Raw genomic sequence first — 16,605 nt, forward strand, 5'->3', positions numbered from 1 at the left:
CGTCAGGGCGTCTGGACGGCGGCGACGATTGCGTCAATGACCGATTCCACCGGAACGCCTTCGGCCACTGCTTCAAAGCCCAGGATCAGCCGATGCCGCAGGACCCGGTGCGCCAAGGCCTTTACGTCCTCCGGGAGCACGTGGTCACGCCCGAGGAGCAGGGCACGTGCCCGGGCGGCCTGACTGAAGGCAATGCTGGCCCGGGGGCTGGCGCCAAACTCAATGAAGCCGGCCAGCCGCTGATCAATGTAGGTGGCGGCGTTGCGGGTCACGTACACCAGCCCGACGATGTAGTTCAGGATGGCCGGATCCAGGTAGATGCGGCCTACCAGCTGCTGCACGGCTACTACGCTGTCCAGGGAGGCTGCGGCGGCCGGCTTCAGGTCCTGGTTGAAAACCCCGGCATCGAGCCGGCGCACCACTTCCGCTTCCTCGGCCGGACTGGGGTAATCCAGCACGTCCTTGAGCATAAACCTGTCCATCTGCGCTTCCGGCAGCTGGTAAGTCCCCTCCTGCTCAATGGGGTTCTGCGTGGCGAGCACCAGGAACGGCGACGGCAGCCGGTACTCCTGTCCGCCGATGGACGTCTGGCGCTCCTGCATGGCCTCCAGCATGGCGCTCTGCGTCTTGGAGCTGGAGCGGTTGATCTCGTCCAGCAGGACGATGTTGGCATGCACCGGGCCAAGCTGCGTGACAAAGGTTCCCTTGCCGGCGTCGTAAATCTGCGTTCCCACAATGTCGCTGGGAAGGAGGTCCGGGGTGCACTGGATGCGGCGGAAGTCTGCACTGATGGCATCCGCCACAGTCTGCGCGGCCGTGGTCTTGGCCAGCCCGGGCACGCTTTCCAGAAGGATGTGCCCGCCGGTGAGAAGTCCGATCAGCAGTGTCTCGCGGAGCCTGGACTGCCCCACCACCTTGGCTTCGAAGCTGCGGGAGATGTTGGCAACAACCTGGGCGGCCCGGGCCATTTCAGTGGCGTCGATCCTGGCCGTCTCGCTGGTCAGCTGCACTGTTTACCCCTTGCTGGTGTCTGGGTGGAAGGAGGTCCGCCACCGGCCATCCTATCCAAGCCGCCGTCCGGAAAAGCCGCAATGGGCAGCCCTCCCCATCCGGGCCGCAGAGGACTACCCTGATGCCATGAAAGAGCTACCAGCAAGCTATGCAGAATACCTGGCCCAGCAGAGCCCCAACGTTGTGGACGCCGTCCGCCCCGTACTCCAGCAGTCAGCCGCTGACCAGCTGCACGGTGTCCGGGTGACGTACAACACCGGATCCACCGGGCACCAGGCGCACATCGACGAAACCCTGCCCTATGGCGTGATCTTCGAGGACATCGACTGACACCTGACGGGTTGCGCACCACAACGGGTCAGGTTTCCAGCAGCAGCCTCTGTGCCCGCGGGGCGAGCGTGTGCTCCAGGACCAGGCAGGCCGCACCCACTGCACCGACGTCCTCGCCCACTCCTGAGGACACCACTTCGACGTTATGGATCACGGCAGCGGCGCTGGCACCGTTGATGGCGTCCGGGATGATGGCGAGGTAGCGGTCAGAGATCTGTGCCCAGAACGGCCCCCCGAACACCACGCGTTCCACGTCCAGGGCGTTGGCCACCACGGAGGCGGCGCGGGCCACAAGCACAGCCGATCGGTCCAGGATGGTTGCCGCGTGGACGTTGCCGTCGTCTGCCAGCTGGCAGAGCCGGGCAAAGCTGTCCTGGATGTCCGCCGCGCCCAGCGCATCCACTGGCCCCTCAAGAATGCCGGCCTGGGCGGCCTCGGCCACCAGTGCCTGCGGAATGCATGATGACTTGACGCAGCCGCGCTGGCCGCAGTCGCACGGGGGGCCGTCCGGGTCCACCATAATGTGCCCGATTTCACCGGCGTTCCCGGACGTTCCGCGGATCACCTCGTCGTTGAGGACCAGCCCGCAGCCGATGCCGGTGCCCATGTACATAAAAATGAAGCTGCCGGAACCGCTGGGGCCGCCGGCCCAGGTCTCCGCTACGGCCGCGCTGGTTACGTCCTTGTCCACCAGCACCGGGTAGCCTGTGGCATCCCGCAGCGCATCGCGCAGGTCAACACGGTCCCAGCCGGGTAGCAGCGGCGGATTCACCACGGTGCCCTGGTCAAGGTCGATGGGTCCCGGAGCCGCCACACCGACCCCTGCGATCCGGCTGCGGTCCACTCCGGAATCGGCAATCAGTGTCTCGATGGTGCTGGCAATGGTGGCGATGACAGCAGAGGGATTGCCGCCCCCGGGCGTTGTGATCCGGGCATGCTGGACGACGTCGCCGATCAGGTCCAGCACCACAAACGTAGTTACTGCCGGGTCCAGGTGGACACCGATGGCGTACTGTCCGGCCGGGTTCAACTGCAGGATGGTGCGTGGCTTGCCGGGCCCGTTGCCCTCTTTGCCTGCTTCCACGATCAGCTGCTGGTCCAGCAGGCGGCGGGAAATATTCGAAATGGTCTGCGGCGACAATCCCACGATCTGTGCCAGCTCCACGCGGCTGAGGCCGCCCGTGGAACGGCGGATCGCATCCAGGATCACCGTGAGGTTGAAATCCCCCATGCGCGGCAGGTTGGTGCCGCGCCGTGGCGAGGGCTGGCGGGTCTCTGGCACGTTCTCCCCTATGCGGTTCGGGCTGATGTCTGAAATGGTACGTTACCGTTCCGTGCGTACGCTGAGCGCCACCGTAAATTTCGAATTCCGGCCCGCAACACTGGTTGGGCCCACTGTTCGCCGCAGGGCAGGCAGGTAGCTGAGGTGGCTGTTGAACACGGTCCACAGCTGTCCGCCGGGCCGAAGGACCCTGCCGGCAGCTTCGATCATTTTCAGGCCCGCTCCCGCGTGCACCGAATTGCCCAGATGGAAAGGCGGGTTCAGCAGGACCAGCCCGGCGCTGCCATCCGCCATGGTGGACAAGGCATCGTCCTGGAGGCAGTCCACCTGCCCCGCCAGCCCGTTCGCTGCGGCAGTAGCCCTCGCCGAATCCACCGCCGCTGCCGACTGGTCCGTGGCGGTGACCTTCGAACCGGGGTTTTGCCGGGCGTACATCGAGCCGAGGATTCCGGTGCCGCAACCGAGGTCCACGGCGTGGTCCACGGCCGCCATTTCCGGGAGGAATGTCAGCAGGTAACGGGTGCCTATGTCCAGCCGGGTGCCGGCAAAAACGGCTCCACGGGCTGCGACATGCAGGTCCAGTTCCTGGTTGTATTCGAGCACCGGAAAGCCGGGCGGGCCCTCGGGCACCACTGGTTCGGCGGCGATGACCAGCCGCGACTTCTGCCGGGCCAGTTGGGGCTGGACGCGGCCAAAATACCGTTCCAGCACCGCGTTCATCCCCAGGCTCATGTGTTTCACCCGGCCGCCTGCCACCAGGGTGACAGCAGGCCCGGCCCACCGCGCCACGGCTTCGGCAATTTCCTCGAGCTCCGCCAGCGTCTTGGGCAATTGAAGAAGTACGACGTCGGCACCCGCCAACAGTTCCTCCACCAGCGGCAGTTGCCGCCAGCCAGCCAGCCCTGCTGCCGCGGCGTTGTGGCCGAGCGCCCGGACGCCGGTGCAGAGGTCCTGATGCACCCGTACCTCCCGGAACCCGGTGGCAGCTTCTTCCGGGCCTGCCTCTTCGGACGCTTTCCCTTCGGACCGTGCGAGTGCACCCAGTGTCAGGGCCCCATAGCGGTCGCCGATGACAGCCAGCACCGGACGGGTTGATGCGTCACGGACCGCAGGCAGCTCCCAGGCAGCGTCCAGCAGCAGCCTGTCGGTGGCGTCCCAGGCCTGCAGATTCGCGGCTTCGACGTCCGGGAAGCGGCGCAACCCGTCAAACAACGCCTGCAGGGAATCGGTCATGTCGTCGCCCCTTTCAAGGCTTCCGCCAGGGAGGGCAGGCGGAGGATCGCACTGACCGCCGCCCGGCCGGCACGGTTTGCGCCAATGGTTGATGACGACGGCCCGTATCCCACCAGGTGCACCCGAGGCTCGGCAGCCACCTGGGTGCCGTCCATGGCGATGCCGCCACCGGGTCCGCGCAGGTGCAACGGGGCGAGATGCTCCAGTTCGGCCCGGAATCCGGTGGCCCAAAGGATCACGTCTGCCTTCAGCAAACCGCCGTCTGCCAGCCGAACGCCGTCGGGCTCTATGGCGGTAAACATGGGTTGCCTGTCCAGGGCGCCCCTCGCCGCGGCAGCACGGAGCACCGGTGTCCATATCAGGCCGGTCACGGACACCACGCTTTGGGGCGGCAACCCCTGGCGCACGCGCTCCTCTACCAGGGCAACGGCGTCGTGCCCGGCCTTGGAGTCGAATTCAGAGTCCCGCCATACCGGCGGGCGCCGGGTGAACCAGCTGGTGGTGGTGACTTTTGAGATCTCTTCGAGGAGGCCCACGGCGGAAATACCGCCGCCCACCACAATCACGTGCTGGCCGCGGAACTCTTCAGCGGCAACGTAATCGGCGACGTGGAGCTGGCGGCCCTTGAAACTTGATTGGCCCGGGTAGATGGGCCAGAACGGCCGGGTCCAGGTGCCCGTGGCGTTGATGACGGCCGCTGCGGACCATATGCCCGCGGAGGTTTCGATAATCAGCCGCCCGGCCGGGTCGTCGTCTGCCCTGCTGACCTTGGATACTTTCACGGGGCGACGCACAGCCAGGTTCAGTTGCTCTTCGTATCCGCCGAAATAGCGCGTCAGGAACTCGGAACTGGGCTCGCAGGGGTCCACCTCCGGCTTGGCGATCCCGGGGAGGTCGCTGATGCCGTTGACCGTGGCCATCAGGAGGCTCTTCCAGCGGTGCCGCCAGGCTCCCCCCGGTCCGTCCTCGGCGTCGAACACCACATAGGTCAGGGCATCGGGGTCCTGCGCCGGGCCGGCCGGAACCAGGCCCCGGCGCTGCAGGTGGTAAGCGGCTGAGAGGCCTGCCTGGCCGGCACCGATGACAACGACGTCGGCAGCCTGGGATTCGGAGTTCAGCTAGACCTTCTTCACAACGGAGGATTTGAGCTGCATGGGACCGACGCCGTCCACCTTGGCGTCGATGTCGTGGTCGCCCACGCCGTCCACCAGCCGGATGCCGCGGACTTTGGTGCCCACCTTAATGACAGTGGAGCTGCCCTTGACCTTGAGGTCCTTGACCACTGTGACGGTGTCGCCGTCGGACAGCACGTTGCCTACCGAATCCTTGATGACCCGGACTTCCGTTGCTTCAACGTCCTCCGTCACGGGCTCCCATTCGTGGGCGCACTCGGGGCAGACCAGCAGGGCGCCCATCTCATACGTGTACTCGCTGGAACAGACAGGACAGGGCGGAAGCGATTCGGTCACCAGACAATGATAGTCGCGGAAGACCGGCTGCCCGGCAAAAGAAAAACACCCCCGGTCCGCGGACCGGGGGTGTTGATGGTGGAGCTGAGGGGACTCGAACCCCTGACCCCCTGCATGCCATGCAGGTGCGCTACCAGCTGCGCCACAGCCCCGAACATTTGCCCGCCAGCCGATCTTCGACGGCGGAAGCAACCCGTTTAGCTTAGTGCAGAAATGCGGCGGGACCTAATTGGCGCCGGAGGGCTTGATCTGCAGCGGTTTGACCGGCATCGCACAGGAAATCCGTTGCAGGCCACCGGCAGAGCCGGCAACCCGGTTGTTCTTCCCGGTGTCATCGCACCAGTCAAGGTTGTGGGGCATTGCCGTCACTGGACCGCCGGCATTGGCGCCCGATCGTTACTATGAAACTGAGGCCAGGTGCCCGCTCCGGGGGTGGACAGCCGATCAAACGAGAGGACTCTGCAATGGCTGAAGCAGCGCTTGCCCATCCGGCCGTGGACGAGGTGATGGCCAGGCTGGCCGCCCTTGAAGATCCCGGCATGCGCCAAGCCAACGAGAAGCGTGGCGACGACCACGGAATTAATCTAAGCAAGCTGCGCGCACTCGCGAAAGAACTGAAGACACAGCAGGAACTCAGCGTCGCGCTGTGGGATACCGGCGACACGGGCGCCAGGCTCCTGGCGCTGCTGATCTGCCGGCCCAAGGCGTTTGGGCTGGATGCACTCGACAGGATGCTCCGTGAGGCACGCAGCCCCAAGGTGCACGACTGGCTGGTCAACTACGTGGTGAAGAAGAGCCCGCACTGCGAGGAGTTGCGTCTGGCCTGGTTGGCGGACCCGGACCCGGTAGTGGCCAGCGCCGGGTGGGCACTGACCACAGAACGCGTTGCGAAGAAGCCTGAAGGACTGGATCTCCCGGGACTCCTGGACACCATCGAGGCCGAAATGAAGGACGCCCCTGACCGGCTGCAATGGGCCATGAACCACTGCCTGGCCCAGATCGGGATCGAGCACCCGGAATACCGCCAGCGCGCGCTCGGCATCGGCGAACGCCTTGAGGTGCTCAAGGACTATCCAACCCCGCCCGGCTGCACGTCCCCTTTTGCGCCGGCTTGGATCAACGAGATGGTGCGCCGGCAGGGCGCCGGTGTCAACGGCAACTTAGAAATGACCGGTGGCGGCAGGTTGGTTTGCCCGCTGGTGGCAGGTGAGTGACCGGTCGCGGCAAGTATTTTTGGACAGGGTCAGGTGCCCCGGGCGTGCCGGGTTTCGGGGCGCCTGACCGGGGGTTTGGGTTAGCTCATGGGTCGGGTTCCTTTCCCGTTTTGGGCTTGCATAAGCCGGACGGACTCGCCGCTGGTTTGGCAGAGGTGGGCGTGATGGAGAAGCCGGTCCACGGTCGCGGTGGCAATGGTTTTGGGCATGAGCTCATCGAACCCGGAGGGGTGGATGTTCGAGCTGATCGCCAGGGACCGTTTCTCGTAGGAGGCTTCCACGACCCGGTAGAAGCCCTCGGCCGCGTCGGCGGAGACCGGCAACAGGCCTATATCGTCGATACAAATCAAATCCACGTTGGTGGCGCGGGTGATGGCTTTGTTGACGCTGTCATCAATCCGGTGCCGTCGCACGAGCGCGCCGAGGTCTTCCATGCTGAGCCAGGACACGGACATGCCCTGATCGATGGCCTGCTGGCCGAGGGCTTCCAGGAGCAGGGTCTTACCTGTGCCGGAGGGCCCGCAGGCAATCAGGTTCTCCCGGCGCCGCACCCATTCCAGGGTCCGCAGAAACGACGTTGTCGCGGCCGGGAGGGTGGAGAGGGCCTCGTCCCAGACATCGAAGGTCTTCCCGGTGGGGAATCCTGCGCGTTTGCGCCGGGTGGCCAGCATCGACCGGTTCCGGCCGGTGGCTTCGGCTTCGAGCAGGACGCGGACGACTTCGGTGGGGTCCCAGCGTTGGGCTTTCGCGGTGGCCAGGACGTCGGCGACCACCGCGCGGGCGTGCGGCATCCGGGTCGTGCGCATCAGCGCGATCACGTTCTCTACCGCCGTATCGGCCAGGGGCCGGGTCATGGTTTTAGCGCTCATCGATGGCTCCTTCAAGATCGCCGTCAACGGCGGGGCCGGTGGTCGGCGCGGTGGTGGGTGTCGTGCCGAAGTTGGCCCAGGAGCCGGTGCCCTGGCTCAGCCATTGGCCTTGGTCGGTGACGGTGTGGATGATGCTGGTTGTGTGGCTTGTGGCGTTGCCGGTGTTGACGATGGAGAGCAGGTCCTCGTGGGTGAAGCGCTGATGCACCGCTGCCGCTCCCAGGCCCTTGTCGACCTCGTCGGCGCCGAGGACCTTGGCCAGGGTGACGGCGCGTTCCATTTTGTGCCGGATCTTTCCGGTGCCGGCGGCGGCTGCTTCCTTGAGCCAGAGCGCTGCGCCGGCGCCGAGAGCGAGGAACTCTTCCTCGGCCTTGTTGGTCGGGCGGATCACCCGTTCCAGGGCCCCGGAAGGGGCCGGCGGGAAGTGGGCGTCGATGATCGCGGGGGTGCCGGGGCGGGTGAGTTTGTGCCGGGCGACCTCGACGGGGCCGGCGTTCCCGACGTGGACGATGACGACCTCGGTTTCGGTCCCGCGCACCCATACCATCTGACCCATCAGGGTGTGCGGGACGGAGTAGCGGGACTGCTGAAAGGTGATCATGGGCGTGTTCGGCGGGACCTGGCGGGTGTGGCCGAAACTCGCCGTCACCGGTGTCGCCGGGACCGGGTGCAACCTTGGTCCTTCGAGAACCCGGAGCATGTCCTTGGGGATCTCCAGCGTGGCCCGGTGCACCCTCGAATTTACCTCTTCCATGAACGCCTCACACGCAGCCTCCAGCTCGGCGAAGGACCGGTACTCGGGCAGCAGATTGGTCTCCTTCGGGACGAGGTCGGCTTTGGCGATCTTGACCGCGTTCTCCACTCCGCCCTTCGAGGCCGGGTCGGCCGGCAGGCAGGTCTGCAGCGAGGTTGAGTAGTGCTTGGTAAAGGCCACGATCTGGTGGTTCCGGACCGGGATCCCGGCGACGTGCTCAACCGTGACGGTCTTCTCGTTATCGGTCAATACGTAGGTCGGGACCCCGCCGATCAGGCGGAACGTCCGGTCGAGGGCGGCGAACACGCTCGGCATGGTCTTATCCCGCAAAGCGATCACGATCCGGAACCGGGAGAACGCCAGCCAGGCCACGAACAGCACCGTCTTCACCCCGTCAACGACGGGCCCGTCGCCGTAGTCATACTGAAGCCACAGACCCGGCTCAGGAGTCCAGGGCCGGTGCACGCGCACGTTCCGGGCCCGGTATTTCGCCTTCAACTCAGCAAGCGTGGTCCTGGTCGTCCGCTCGCACCCGGTGTGAACCCCAAAGCCCGGAGCTTCTCATGCACCACGTCGCCGCGGATCTTCCCGCGGGACTGCTCGACCCAGGAGGCCATCTGCGGCAGGAACGGGTCGGTCATCCGGCCGCGTTGCCGGGCCACCGGCGCCTGCGCGCCTTCCTGGCGGGCCTTCACATACGAGCGGACCGTGTTGTGCGAAACGCCGCAGATCTTCGCGGCATCCCGGTACGACCGGGTCAAATCGTAAGCAGCTAAAATTTCCATGAACTCTCCTGGAGACTTCACAACGAGCCCCTTTCTTCCCACAACGGGTGAAATACAGACGATTGGCATCGCCATTTCACCGCGGAAGGAAGGGGCTCTCCCCGCAACGACACGAGGGATGGACAAGGGAATCCCAGCACGCCAAGCCACACACCGTGGCCTGCTGCTGTCCAAAAATCCTTGCCGCCGCCGGTCAAAACCACTGCCGCGAACGGTCAATCAGATTTTCCGTACCCGGTCAGTTTAAAGTTGCCGCTTACACGCCGGCTAGGACGTAACAAAAAAGGGAACCATCCTGATCGGATGGTTCCCTTTTCTCTTGGTGGGCGTTTTACATCCTATTCGAATCAAGAAACCGCACATCTGGAGCTCCGTGCCCTAGTCGAGATGATCCAGGCCAGGCCTCAGAAAGAACCGAAGGACCGTCTACTCCCCCGCCGATTCCCGTAACTCAAGCCCGAGCAGCCAAGGCGCTAGCTGCTGATTACCAAGCTGGTACGCGCGTGTAGGGACTGGCCGTTAAGTCCGAGATCAGTCGAGGGACAGTCAGCAACCATCTACACCGGCAAGCAGTTACCCACGCAAGGTCGGGTCTGGACGAACGGGACTGCTGAAGGTTTGATTGACACTTTGCCTGTGAGGATTTGATCCTTGCGGGTGGAAGGATGTTCATCATGCCCAAAGCCTTTCCCGAAGAATTCCGCCGCGATGTCGTCGCGGTTGCCCGCAAGGGCGAAGCGCCCATCATCCAGATCGCCAAGGACTTCGGTGTCTCGCCCGCTGCCCTGCACCGCTGGATGAAGATCGCCGACAGAGAAGACGGCGTGAAGTCCGGGGCGGTGTCCGATGACGCCGCGAAGTTGCGGGAGGCCAACAAACGCATCCGGCTCCTGGAACAGGAAGCCGAAGTCATGCGCCGTGCCGTGGCCTACTTGTCCCGGGACATCAACCCAAAAAAATGATGTACCCGCTGGTCCGCGAGCTGGCTGCCAGGGACGCCCCGATCCGGGTTCCCGTGGCAGTGTCCTGCCGGGTACTGAATTTCTCCAGACAGGCCTACTACCAGTGGGCCGCCAATCCCGTCCCGGCCCGGGACTGGGAAGAAGCGCATCTGATCAACGCCGCCATCGATCACCACCGGGACGATCCTGCCTTCGGATACCGGTTCATCGCCGATGAGATCAACGCCGGTCCCGGCCCTGGGGCCAGTGAACGCCGGATCTGGCGGCTGTGCTCGGAGAACGGCATCCTCTCGGTGATCCACCGCCGGCGCCGGTCAGGGCTCAAGGCCGGCCCGCCGGTCCACGATGACCTCGTCGAACGGGACTTCAGCGCCACGGCACCGAACCGGAAATGGCTCACGGACATCACCGAGCACCACACCGGGGAGGGCAAGCTGTACCTGTGCGCGATCAAGGACCTTCACTCAAACCGGATCGTCGGGTACTCGATGGACGGGCGGATGAAAGCGTCCCTGGCCGTCGCCGCCCTGGACCACGCCGTGGCCCTCAGGAAACCGGCGGGCACGGTGGTCCACTCGGACAGAGGGTCCCAGTTCAGATCCAGAAAGTTCGTCCTGGCCCTGAACACCTACGGCCTGAACGGATCGATGGGCCGGGTAGGGGCATGCGGTGACAATGCAGCGATGGAATCGTTCTTCTCCCTGCTGCAAAAGAACGTCCTGAACCGGAAACGATGGGAGACCCGGGCCGAGCTCCGGCTGGCCATCACGACCTGGATCGAGCGCAGCTACCACCGCAAACGCCGTCAACGTGCCCTCGGACGGCTGACACCAATCGAGTTTGAGACAATAAAAAACGCGGCCTCAGCCGCGTAAGAAATTATCAACCCCAGCTGTCAACTAAACCTTCAGCAGTCCCAACAGCAAGTCAAGGAAGTACCGAGGCTGTACAAACAAGGCAACGCACTAGCAAGGCTCGGCAAGCGCATGGGCATGACTGCTCATACGTTGTGATCACGGTCGGTTGAAGCGGGAGTAACAGTCCAACGTTCATGTCAGCATCTGCTCGACACCCAGTAGCCTGCCAAGGATCTCCAAGCTAGATGCGCGTTCCTACTGCAGCAAGCATCTTCTGAACCGGTCGAGGCATTAGAGTCTCAGTGCGCGTCGATTCCACGATGGCCGCGAAGTTCTTCCAACACTGGACTCTTATTTGGTGAGCGGTCAGCTGAAATCTCTTTGCCAATAGCTTCTCTACGTCCGTTAGGCTTCCGGGCTGGCGTGGCTGGCTCGAAAAGCGATCGCCCGATGGATGGTCTGTTTCCAGGAGAATCCTGTCTAGTGGAACTTGAGTCCATGCACCGGGAGCTCGAAGCATGGAAAAATTGATCGAGAAAAAACAGCCCAGTTGCAACATCTCAGCTGTCTCGTCATCGGTCCCTAGCCACCAATGCAAGATCCTTCCGGGCTGCTCACCCTCCTGCTTCATAACACTCACCAGCTCAGCTGTTGCCTTGTAGCTATGTAGCGAGACTATTCGAGGTTGCTTATGAGTTGCAGACAGGATCGTCTTGAGTACCCTGATTTGCGATCCGACTGGAACGCGAGAAGAGCCATCCAATCCAACTTCAGCGATGAATGGCGTCTTTTTGAGAGCTTCTCGGAAATCTTCTTCGATGAATGCCTTCTGCACACCGACAAGAGAGGGGTGGCATCCGACACCCCATACGCTGACCAAGTCTTGCCGTTCTTGGACAAGTTCGAAGTCAGCCAATGATCGAGTTGCTATTAAAACCACAGCACCGAGGTCTTCCAGCTCTCGTGAAGAGATTCCAGTATCGACATGTGCGTGAGTATCTAAAGGTGGCATTGTGTTCATGCTAGGAAGTCCTGAAGTTCGCTCATGCCTTTTTGCGAAAGCTCCAGTGCCATGCGGGCGAGGTAGCCTGGCGGAAGCGGCATTGCCATGATGACCGCCTCGTCGACACCCAATTCGACGAAGTCTCTCATTGCCGTCATAACAGATTTCTTCTCTACGTAGTCCAGAATCTTCTCACTAGATTCGTTACTTAGATACCATGTCTGATCAACCACGCCCGACGCCTTAAAGGAAGCGCGGCGAACGATGCACCCAAAGCAAACCCCACAATGCGTGCCACTTGGAACCCCCACGTACTGCTGGTCAGTATGAGAGCAAGAGCTCGTCGTACTCAGATAGTCTGAAGCGCCATCGGCTCCCAGGATGCTCTCAACACGTCGGAACATTTCACCTTTCGTCATGTGCTGGAAGGGATTAATAATCGAACCATGTCCTTCCATGGCGGTAAGTAATGAACTGACTCTCCAGAGGAACCATGGTTGCGTTGTTCGCGTAGAGAGTGCGCCTCTCCGCTCTGGCCCAAGAGGCGGATTCAAAGAGGCAAAACCATTCTCAGGAATCCAAAGTGGGCCGCCACCTTGTTCCGCCGCCGCAAGACCTAGGGCAAGGAAGAGCAGTGAACGCGAACGACTTGATGGCTCTTTAGGAAACTTTGTCCCATCGAGCCTTTTCTTCGCCCTGGCGAGAAAGATTCGATGGTGGGCCGAGTTCTTGGATCCAAAATGCCCGTTAAGGCGCGTTGTTACGAGCTGCTGAGCGGCGCCCGTTGCGCCGGAGCTTGAATGCGAAAGGAGGTTGTGGGTCTCATGTGGACCCAAGGAATGGGCAGAAACCAACGCCCCTGTGGCCGAATCGGCGCCTCCACTAAAGAGAACTGTTCGCAGTGACGTATCCTTCACCATCACGGGCAGAGCATCGGGAAGGCCTGACTGCACAAATGCCATGGACCAAGTGTCACCTGTCAGATAACCCAACAGGCTTCTCAACGAATCCGCCTGAGCAGCCCATTTCGCCGGAACGCTGACCGGAACGGTTAGCTCAAACGAGCGTTGGTTCCACTCGGACCCTTTTGACTCACGAAGTACAGTGTGGTCTGAGGCATACACGGCCAAAGCTATCCGAACAAAGTCAGCGTTCACCCCACCGACACTTCCGAAAGTTGGGAGGCTGGGACGGAGTTTGGACTTGAAGCTATCTGTTGCACTCCCATCCCATAGGAAGACCTCATCATAGCCTTCTAGCTTTTCGGCCTCGGCACGATCAAGAGAGAGTGCGATTCGGGTCATTTCCTGTCCTCATAAAAACTGCTAAGCAACGTAACGTTACTCTCAATAGCAGCTGATATTTCCGCGGCGCTTGCACCTGAAGCATTAAGGGTTGCCTGGCTAGCCATGACAGCGGCAGCACTCCGAATCTCCGCCTCAACAGCGCGACGCTTAGCCCTGTCATTCTCCCTGCGGATTGTTGAGCCAACCTCGTTGATCGTTCCCTGGATAATCATCTGTTCGATTGTGTGCCGAACAATCTCATCGGGCTGACGCGGGCTGTCCTCGGGTACGTCCATCATCCAAGCAACGAGTTCCGAGACGATTATTCGGGCTTCGCTGTCTTCTATAGAACCGTCGGGTTGTGTTTCGAAGGCGGCATCCGCAATACGTTTACCTACTTCCAGCGGATCGTTCAGCGCACGAAGCTCGTCGTAGTTAAGACCAGAGCTCTCCAGAGTTGCCCTGTCGCCAGCCGCATAAGCTCGGGCAATGGAACTTGCTCGACCTGCCGGACCAGCAACCCGACCAACGGTTCGCTTGGGGCCCCCTGACGATCGTCCACCCTTCGTGCCGGCGCCACCACCTCCGCCACCGCCACCTCCAGGGCCATCTCCACCCCCGCCTCGGCGCCACAACCGGATCATCGGGGCCAGACTTGCCGGGTCCAACCCTGCAGGAGCAGGATGAACATTCCCTTGCTCACCCGGAGATTGCACATCCGGGTTCGCCTGGTTTGGTTCCTGGGATCCGACTGCGGCTGGCGCATCATCAAGCCAGCTCGAAATCGAATCCCTTAAATTACCTGCGTCAGCACCGCCGCTACCCTTGAACGCGCCACTTGTACCCATATCTATTTGGCTCCCCCGTCCAAAACTGAATCCAAGGCCTTGATGACCGGCTTATTTTCAGCTCCCGCCTTCCAAGCTCCAAGGACTTCAACAAACTGGGCAGCCCTTCCAGAATTGAACAGCAGAACTGTCGGCAAGCTAACTTCTTGCGCCGGCAACTTCAGCAAGGCGCGCGTGGCAACGTCAACTAGGTCATCGTGGGTGTTGCAAAGAGTCAAAATCCCGTTGACCGCACCAAGCTGAACAGCCGGGTCGTCCTGCATCTTCCTACCCAAGTACTGGATGAGCGTATCGACATCACCCCGGGCCAATGCCGCGAGCTCGGCATCATTAACGGATGTCCTCTCCAGTTGAGAACCGGACGTTAGAGCTGCCGCGATGTCACGCAATTGCTGCGGCAGCGACTCATCAATTAGTTGGCGCCCCTTGAAGGCAGCGGCAAGAGTGAGGTAGCCAGAAACCTCGCCAGCGTCGAGCTCCGGAGGCAGCTTAGCCCACCGAACCATAGTCGCAGAGAACCCGCCTAATGAGTCTTCCTGCGGAGGCAGCTCCGCCTTGACGTTGAGCTTAGGCTTTTTGCCATCACCGACCTTGGTGACCGGGGCAGGCTCATCGGATGCTGTGATCTTGTCCAGAGCAATTAACTGAGGCCTCAGATTGCCGCTAGCCAGCCAATCAAGAACGGTCATGAAGTCACTTTCAAACAACCGCTCAAGCACCATTAACTTAGCAATAGCATCCGAGGCGAGGCTAATTCCGCGGCGAGAAGCAACGGCCTGGCGCACATATAGATCATTCATGAAGCGCTTAATACGGCGCGGATTGCCTTTAAATCTCTCATAAAGGACTGGGGTTAATCGGGAGGCCGTTGCGGCCTCAAGAGCGAGATCAGATCCTTCCGGCATAGTAAGGTCATCTAGACTTCCCGCCCCGAGACGGAGCTCGTTGCATGAAATGACCAGCTGGGCATACGCAGCGTCGCCAAGCTTCGATTTGGCAAGCAATAAGAAAAGGTACGCCTTAGTATCGAAGTTGCTTAGAGCCGGAAGAGGAATCGTGGTCTGAACGATCTTATGCAAGTACAGACTCGCAACGCTCTCTTCCTCCGTTGCAGCCTTCGGAGTCTGGAGCTTCTGCTGAATTGCTTCCGCAACGCGCTCCTCGTCGGCCGCGATGACGAAAGACATCCCGTCGACGGATAAGAACAATCGAATCGCCTCAAGGGTCTCAACAACTGTTTCCGGCAAGCAGCGATCCAGATCGTCGACGAGAACTACTACCTGCTCGACATGCGCAAGGGCTGGGCTCCCTAGAAACTCCGAAAATTCCTTCCGGAACGCGGCAAGACCCTTCTCGCCTTCCAATGACTCCTTGTCATCGCTTACCAAGTCGAAGATGTCATCAAGACTTGGGAGTTGCATCGTAATACCGGTACGAGCCGCCATCTTGATCGCCTTGGACCAATTTACGCGCTTTGCAAGTTTCTTGAGGGTGTTGCTGGCAACATCGTTCACAGGATCGTCCGAGCGACACTCCTTGGCCAGCGCCCCTAGGACTTCTGTAATCAGGCTTTCTTTGGGACCCACAGCCGGGTCATAACGCCACGGGTCTGCGCGAACAACAATAATCTTCTGGCCATCGGCCGTCCAGTCATTTAGACGTTTTTCGATAAGGTTTAGGACCGTAGTCTTACCACTACCCCAAGATCCAGAAATACCCAACGCAATCGGGTCGAGCCCATCGTCAAAAATCGCATCTGCGACAGTTTCCGCAATTGCTTCAAACGACAGAAGATCTGTCGATGCCGGCTCGTCCGACCACAGTGGCAAGATTCTATTTTCAGTTTGTGCCATAGATAGTGTTCCTGACTAAGCTATTGCAGCCAGCCAGGATCCCCCCATACTTAAATTCCGTTGAATGCTGCCCTAGATTATGAGTCAGGGCGACCCTGCCGTCAATGTTCTCAGCGGCACACGACTTAATCATGCATCACCACAAGGACACTGAGGGTACGAGCCGCGCCGGATGAGGCATCTACCCGCTAGCCTTATCTCGTTCAGGAGTCTTTACGCCGCGGCTTTCTATATCCTTCACCGCGCAGAGGTAGAGCTTCCCCTCAGCAGTGGGGTCTTCGGTGATCTCCGTCAGCCACAGTTCGTTCGGCGCGGCGCCGGTGAAATTCCACTCGCCCAGGTCGTCGTGGACCGGCGGCCCGGTCTGCGGTTCAGGCCGCGTTTCTTGGAGAACCGACCAGATGCCGTGGTGTGTGCACAACCGCCGGACCCCGTACTCACTTGCCGTGATGCCCCTTTCGGGAGCTCGTCGGCGATGAAACGGTACCCGAACGCCGGGGCGTAGACGTCAAGGGCGGCGTTGACCAAGTTCGCATCCGCCCAGTCTCGTTCCGTCACCGGACTCACTCTCCACCGGTAATAGCCTTGCTTGCTGAACGCCCAACTCCGGTTGCTGCTCAGTGCCCACCGCGGCATGACCGAAGAACAGCGAACGCACGATCGAGTGGTACTTCTACCTCCACCGAACAACCCCTGCCACCGGCCAAGCTAGTCAAAGCCCGGCAGTACCGCCCGGCCAAAGCCGAAACCAGGAGCACCAACACGCAGGGCCCCTGTGCCGAGCTCTACATCGCAGACGAAGGCCTCTGGCACCGCAAAGGATGGGCAGGGCGGACATGACACACCCGG

Annotated in this window: 14 protein-coding genes, 1 tRNA gene and 2 pseudogenes; 3 read left to right on the top strand and 14 right to left on the bottom strand. The window is 61.6% G+C overall.

The window, feature by feature from the left end; all coding sequences use genetic code 11:
- Window positions 1-2: 2 nt before the first annotated feature.
- Window positions 3-968 (bottom strand): MoxR family ATPase, encoded by a 966-nt coding sequence (locus ACPJW8_RS09875; protein ID WP_330188521.1) that lies wholly within the window; start codon window positions 966-968, stop codon window positions 3-5.
- A gap of 169 nt (window positions 969-1,137) precedes the next feature.
- On the opposite strand from ACPJW8_RS09875, the gene ACPJW8_RS09880 reads away from it, so the two are divergent.
- Window positions 1,138-1,341, top strand: a complete 204-nt coding sequence (locus tag ACPJW8_RS09880) for a hypothetical protein (RefSeq protein ID WP_330188449.1) — start codon at window positions 1,138-1,140, stop codon at window positions 1,339-1,341.
- Window positions 1,342-1,369: 28 nt separating this feature from the next.
- Here the strand turns inward: ACPJW8_RS09880 and ACPJW8_RS09885 are convergent, their stop codons facing one another.
- The 6 genes from ACPJW8_RS09885 to ACPJW8_RS09910 form a co-directional block, all read right to left on the bottom strand.
- Entirely contained in the window at window positions 1,370-2,572 is a 1,203-nt protein-coding gene (locus tag ACPJW8_RS09885; protein WP_425256473.1) for an ROK family transcriptional regulator, read from the bottom strand.
- Between the two features lie 93 nt (window positions 2,573-2,665).
- Window positions 2,666-3,856, bottom strand: coding sequence for a class I SAM-dependent methyltransferase (locus ACPJW8_RS09890; protein ID WP_330188451.1), 1,191 nt, complete (start codon window positions 3,854-3,856; stop codon window positions 2,666-2,668).
- A complete protein-coding gene (locus tag ACPJW8_RS09895; protein ID WP_330188522.1) occupies window positions 3,853-4,974 on the bottom strand; it encodes an NAD(P)-binding domain-containing protein in 1,122 nt (373 codons plus the stop codon). Before ACPJW8_RS09895 ends, ACPJW8_RS09890 begins: the two co-directional genes overlap by 4 nt.
- Window positions 4,975-5,325 carry a zinc ribbon domain-containing protein YjdM gene (locus ACPJW8_RS09900; RefSeq protein ID WP_330188452.1) on the bottom strand — a complete coding sequence of 117 codons (351 nt, stop codon included), beginning with the start codon at window positions 5,323-5,325 and terminating at the stop codon, window positions 4,975-4,977.
- Between the two features lie 76 nt (window positions 5,326-5,401).
- Window positions 5,402-5,477 (bottom strand) — tRNA-Ala (locus ACPJW8_RS09905).
- 73 nt (window positions 5,478-5,550) lie between these two features.
- Window positions 5,551-5,685: a hypothetical protein gene (locus tag ACPJW8_RS09910; RefSeq protein WP_330188453.1), complete on the bottom strand. Its 135-nt coding sequence runs from the start codon at window positions 5,683-5,685 to the stop codon at window positions 5,551-5,553.
- 104 nt (window positions 5,686-5,789) lie between these two features.
- Here ACPJW8_RS09910 and ACPJW8_RS09915 point away from each other — a divergent pair, with 104 nt between their 5' ends.
- Window positions 5,790-6,539 (top strand): DNA alkylation repair protein, encoded by a 750-nt coding sequence (locus tag ACPJW8_RS09915; RefSeq protein WP_330194295.1) that lies wholly within the window; start codon window positions 5,790-5,792, stop codon window positions 6,537-6,539.
- A gap of 80 nt (window positions 6,540-6,619) precedes the next feature.
- Here the strand turns inward: ACPJW8_RS09915 and istB are convergent, their stop codons facing one another.
- Both istB and istA read right to left on the bottom strand, forming a co-directional pair.
- Window positions 6,620-7,408 carry an IS21-like element helper ATPase IstB gene (gene istB, locus ACPJW8_RS09920; RefSeq protein WP_330194154.1) on the bottom strand — a complete coding sequence of 263 codons (789 nt, stop codon included), beginning with the start codon at window positions 7,406-7,408 and terminating at the stop codon, window positions 6,620-6,622.
- Window positions 7,398-8,968: pseudogene (gene istA, locus ACPJW8_RS09925) on the bottom strand (IS21 family transposase). Before istA ends, istB begins: the two are co-directional and overlap by 11 nt.
- Before the next feature lie 653 nt (window positions 8,969-9,621).
- Between istA and ACPJW8_RS09930 the strand changes: the two are divergent.
- Window positions 9,622-10,784, top strand: a protein-coding gene (locus ACPJW8_RS09930; protein WP_160664497.1) for an IS3 family transposase whose coding sequence is annotated in 2 segments (ribosomal slippage) — window positions 9,622-9,900 and window positions 9,903-10,784 — 1,161 coding nt in all. Because the reading frame shifts where the segments join, the coding sequence is not laid out codon by codon here.
- Between the two features lie 223 nt (window positions 10,785-11,007).
- On the opposite strand, the gene ACPJW8_RS09935 is transcribed toward ACPJW8_RS09930, so the two are convergent.
- The 5 genes and pseudogenes from ACPJW8_RS09935 to ACPJW8_RS09955 form a co-directional block, all read right to left on the bottom strand.
- The gene (locus ACPJW8_RS09935; protein WP_330188455.1) at window positions 11,008-11,787 is read right to left on the bottom strand and encodes a TatD family hydrolase; all 780 of its coding nucleotides are present in this window, start codon (window positions 11,785-11,787) and stop codon (window positions 11,008-11,010) included.
- Window positions 11,784-13,073, bottom strand: a complete 1,290-nt coding sequence (locus ACPJW8_RS09940; protein ID WP_330188456.1) for a hypothetical protein — start codon at window positions 13,071-13,073, stop codon at window positions 11,784-11,786. Before ACPJW8_RS09940 ends, ACPJW8_RS09935 begins: the two co-directional genes overlap by 4 nt.
- The gene (locus ACPJW8_RS09945; protein WP_330194244.1) at window positions 13,070-13,288 is read right to left on the bottom strand and encodes a hypothetical protein; all 219 of its coding nucleotides are present in this window, start codon (window positions 13,286-13,288) and stop codon (window positions 13,070-13,072) included. The genes ACPJW8_RS09940 and ACPJW8_RS09945 overlap by 4 nt, the downstream gene beginning before the upstream one ends.
- A gap of 617 nt (window positions 13,289-13,905) precedes the next feature.
- Entirely contained in the window at window positions 13,906-15,756 is a 1,851-nt protein-coding gene (locus ACPJW8_RS09950; protein ID WP_330188457.1) for a KAP family P-loop NTPase fold protein, read from the bottom strand.
- A 223-nt stretch (window positions 15,757-15,979) separates the two neighbouring features.
- Window positions 15,980-16,365, bottom strand: a pseudogene (locus ACPJW8_RS09955) (IS3 family transposase); the annotation flags it as partial.
- Window positions 16,366-16,605 lie beyond the last annotated feature (240 nt).

Origin of the sequence: Pseudarthrobacter sp. J47, from assembly GCF_049810315.1 — a bacterium.
Lineage (GTDB): Bacteria > Actinomycetota > Actinomycetes > Actinomycetales > Micrococcaceae > Arthrobacter.

Bases quoted from the DNA above. Each gene is read 5' to 3' on its own strand.
- ACPJW8_RS09950 (WP_330188457.1), bottom strand. From the start codon at position 15,756: ATGGCACAAACTGAAAATAGAATCTTGCCACTGTGGTCGGACGAGCCG.
- ACPJW8_RS09875 (WP_330188521.1), bottom strand. From the start codon at position 968: ATGGCCCGGGCCGCCCAGGTTGTTGCCAACATCTCCCGCAGCTTCGAA.
- ACPJW8_RS09915 (WP_330194295.1), top strand. From the start codon at position 5,790: ATGGCTGAAGCAGCGCTTGCCCATCCGGCCGTGGACGAGGTGATGGCC.
- ACPJW8_RS09945 (WP_330194244.1), bottom strand. From the start codon at position 13,288: ATGATTATCCAGGGAACGATCAACGAGGTTGGCTCAACAATCCGCAGG.
- ACPJW8_RS09885 (WP_425256473.1), bottom strand. From the start codon at position 2,572: ATGGGGGATTTCAACCTCACGGTGATCCTGGATGCGATCCGCCGTTCC.
- ACPJW8_RS09935 (WP_330188455.1), bottom strand. From the start codon at position 11,787: ATGAACACAATGCCACCTTTAGATACTCACGCACATGTCGATACTGGA.
- istB (WP_330194154.1), bottom strand. From the start codon at position 7,408: ATGAGCGCTAAAACCATGACCCGGCCCCTGGCCGATACGGCGGTAGAG.
- ACPJW8_RS09880 (WP_330188449.1), top strand. From the start codon at position 1,138: ATGAAAGAGCTACCAGCAAGCTATGCAGAATACCTGGCCCAGCAGAGC.
- ACPJW8_RS09940 (WP_330188456.1), bottom strand. From the start codon at position 13,073: ATGACCCGAATCGCACTCTCTCTTGATCGTGCCGAGGCCGAAAAGCTA.
- ACPJW8_RS09910 (WP_330188453.1), bottom strand. From the start codon at position 5,685: ATGCCCCACAACCTTGACTGGTGCGATGACACCGGGAAGAACAACCGG.
- ACPJW8_RS09890 (WP_330188451.1), bottom strand. From the start codon at position 3,856: ATGACCGATTCCCTGCAGGCGTTGTTTGACGGGTTGCGCCGCTTCCCG.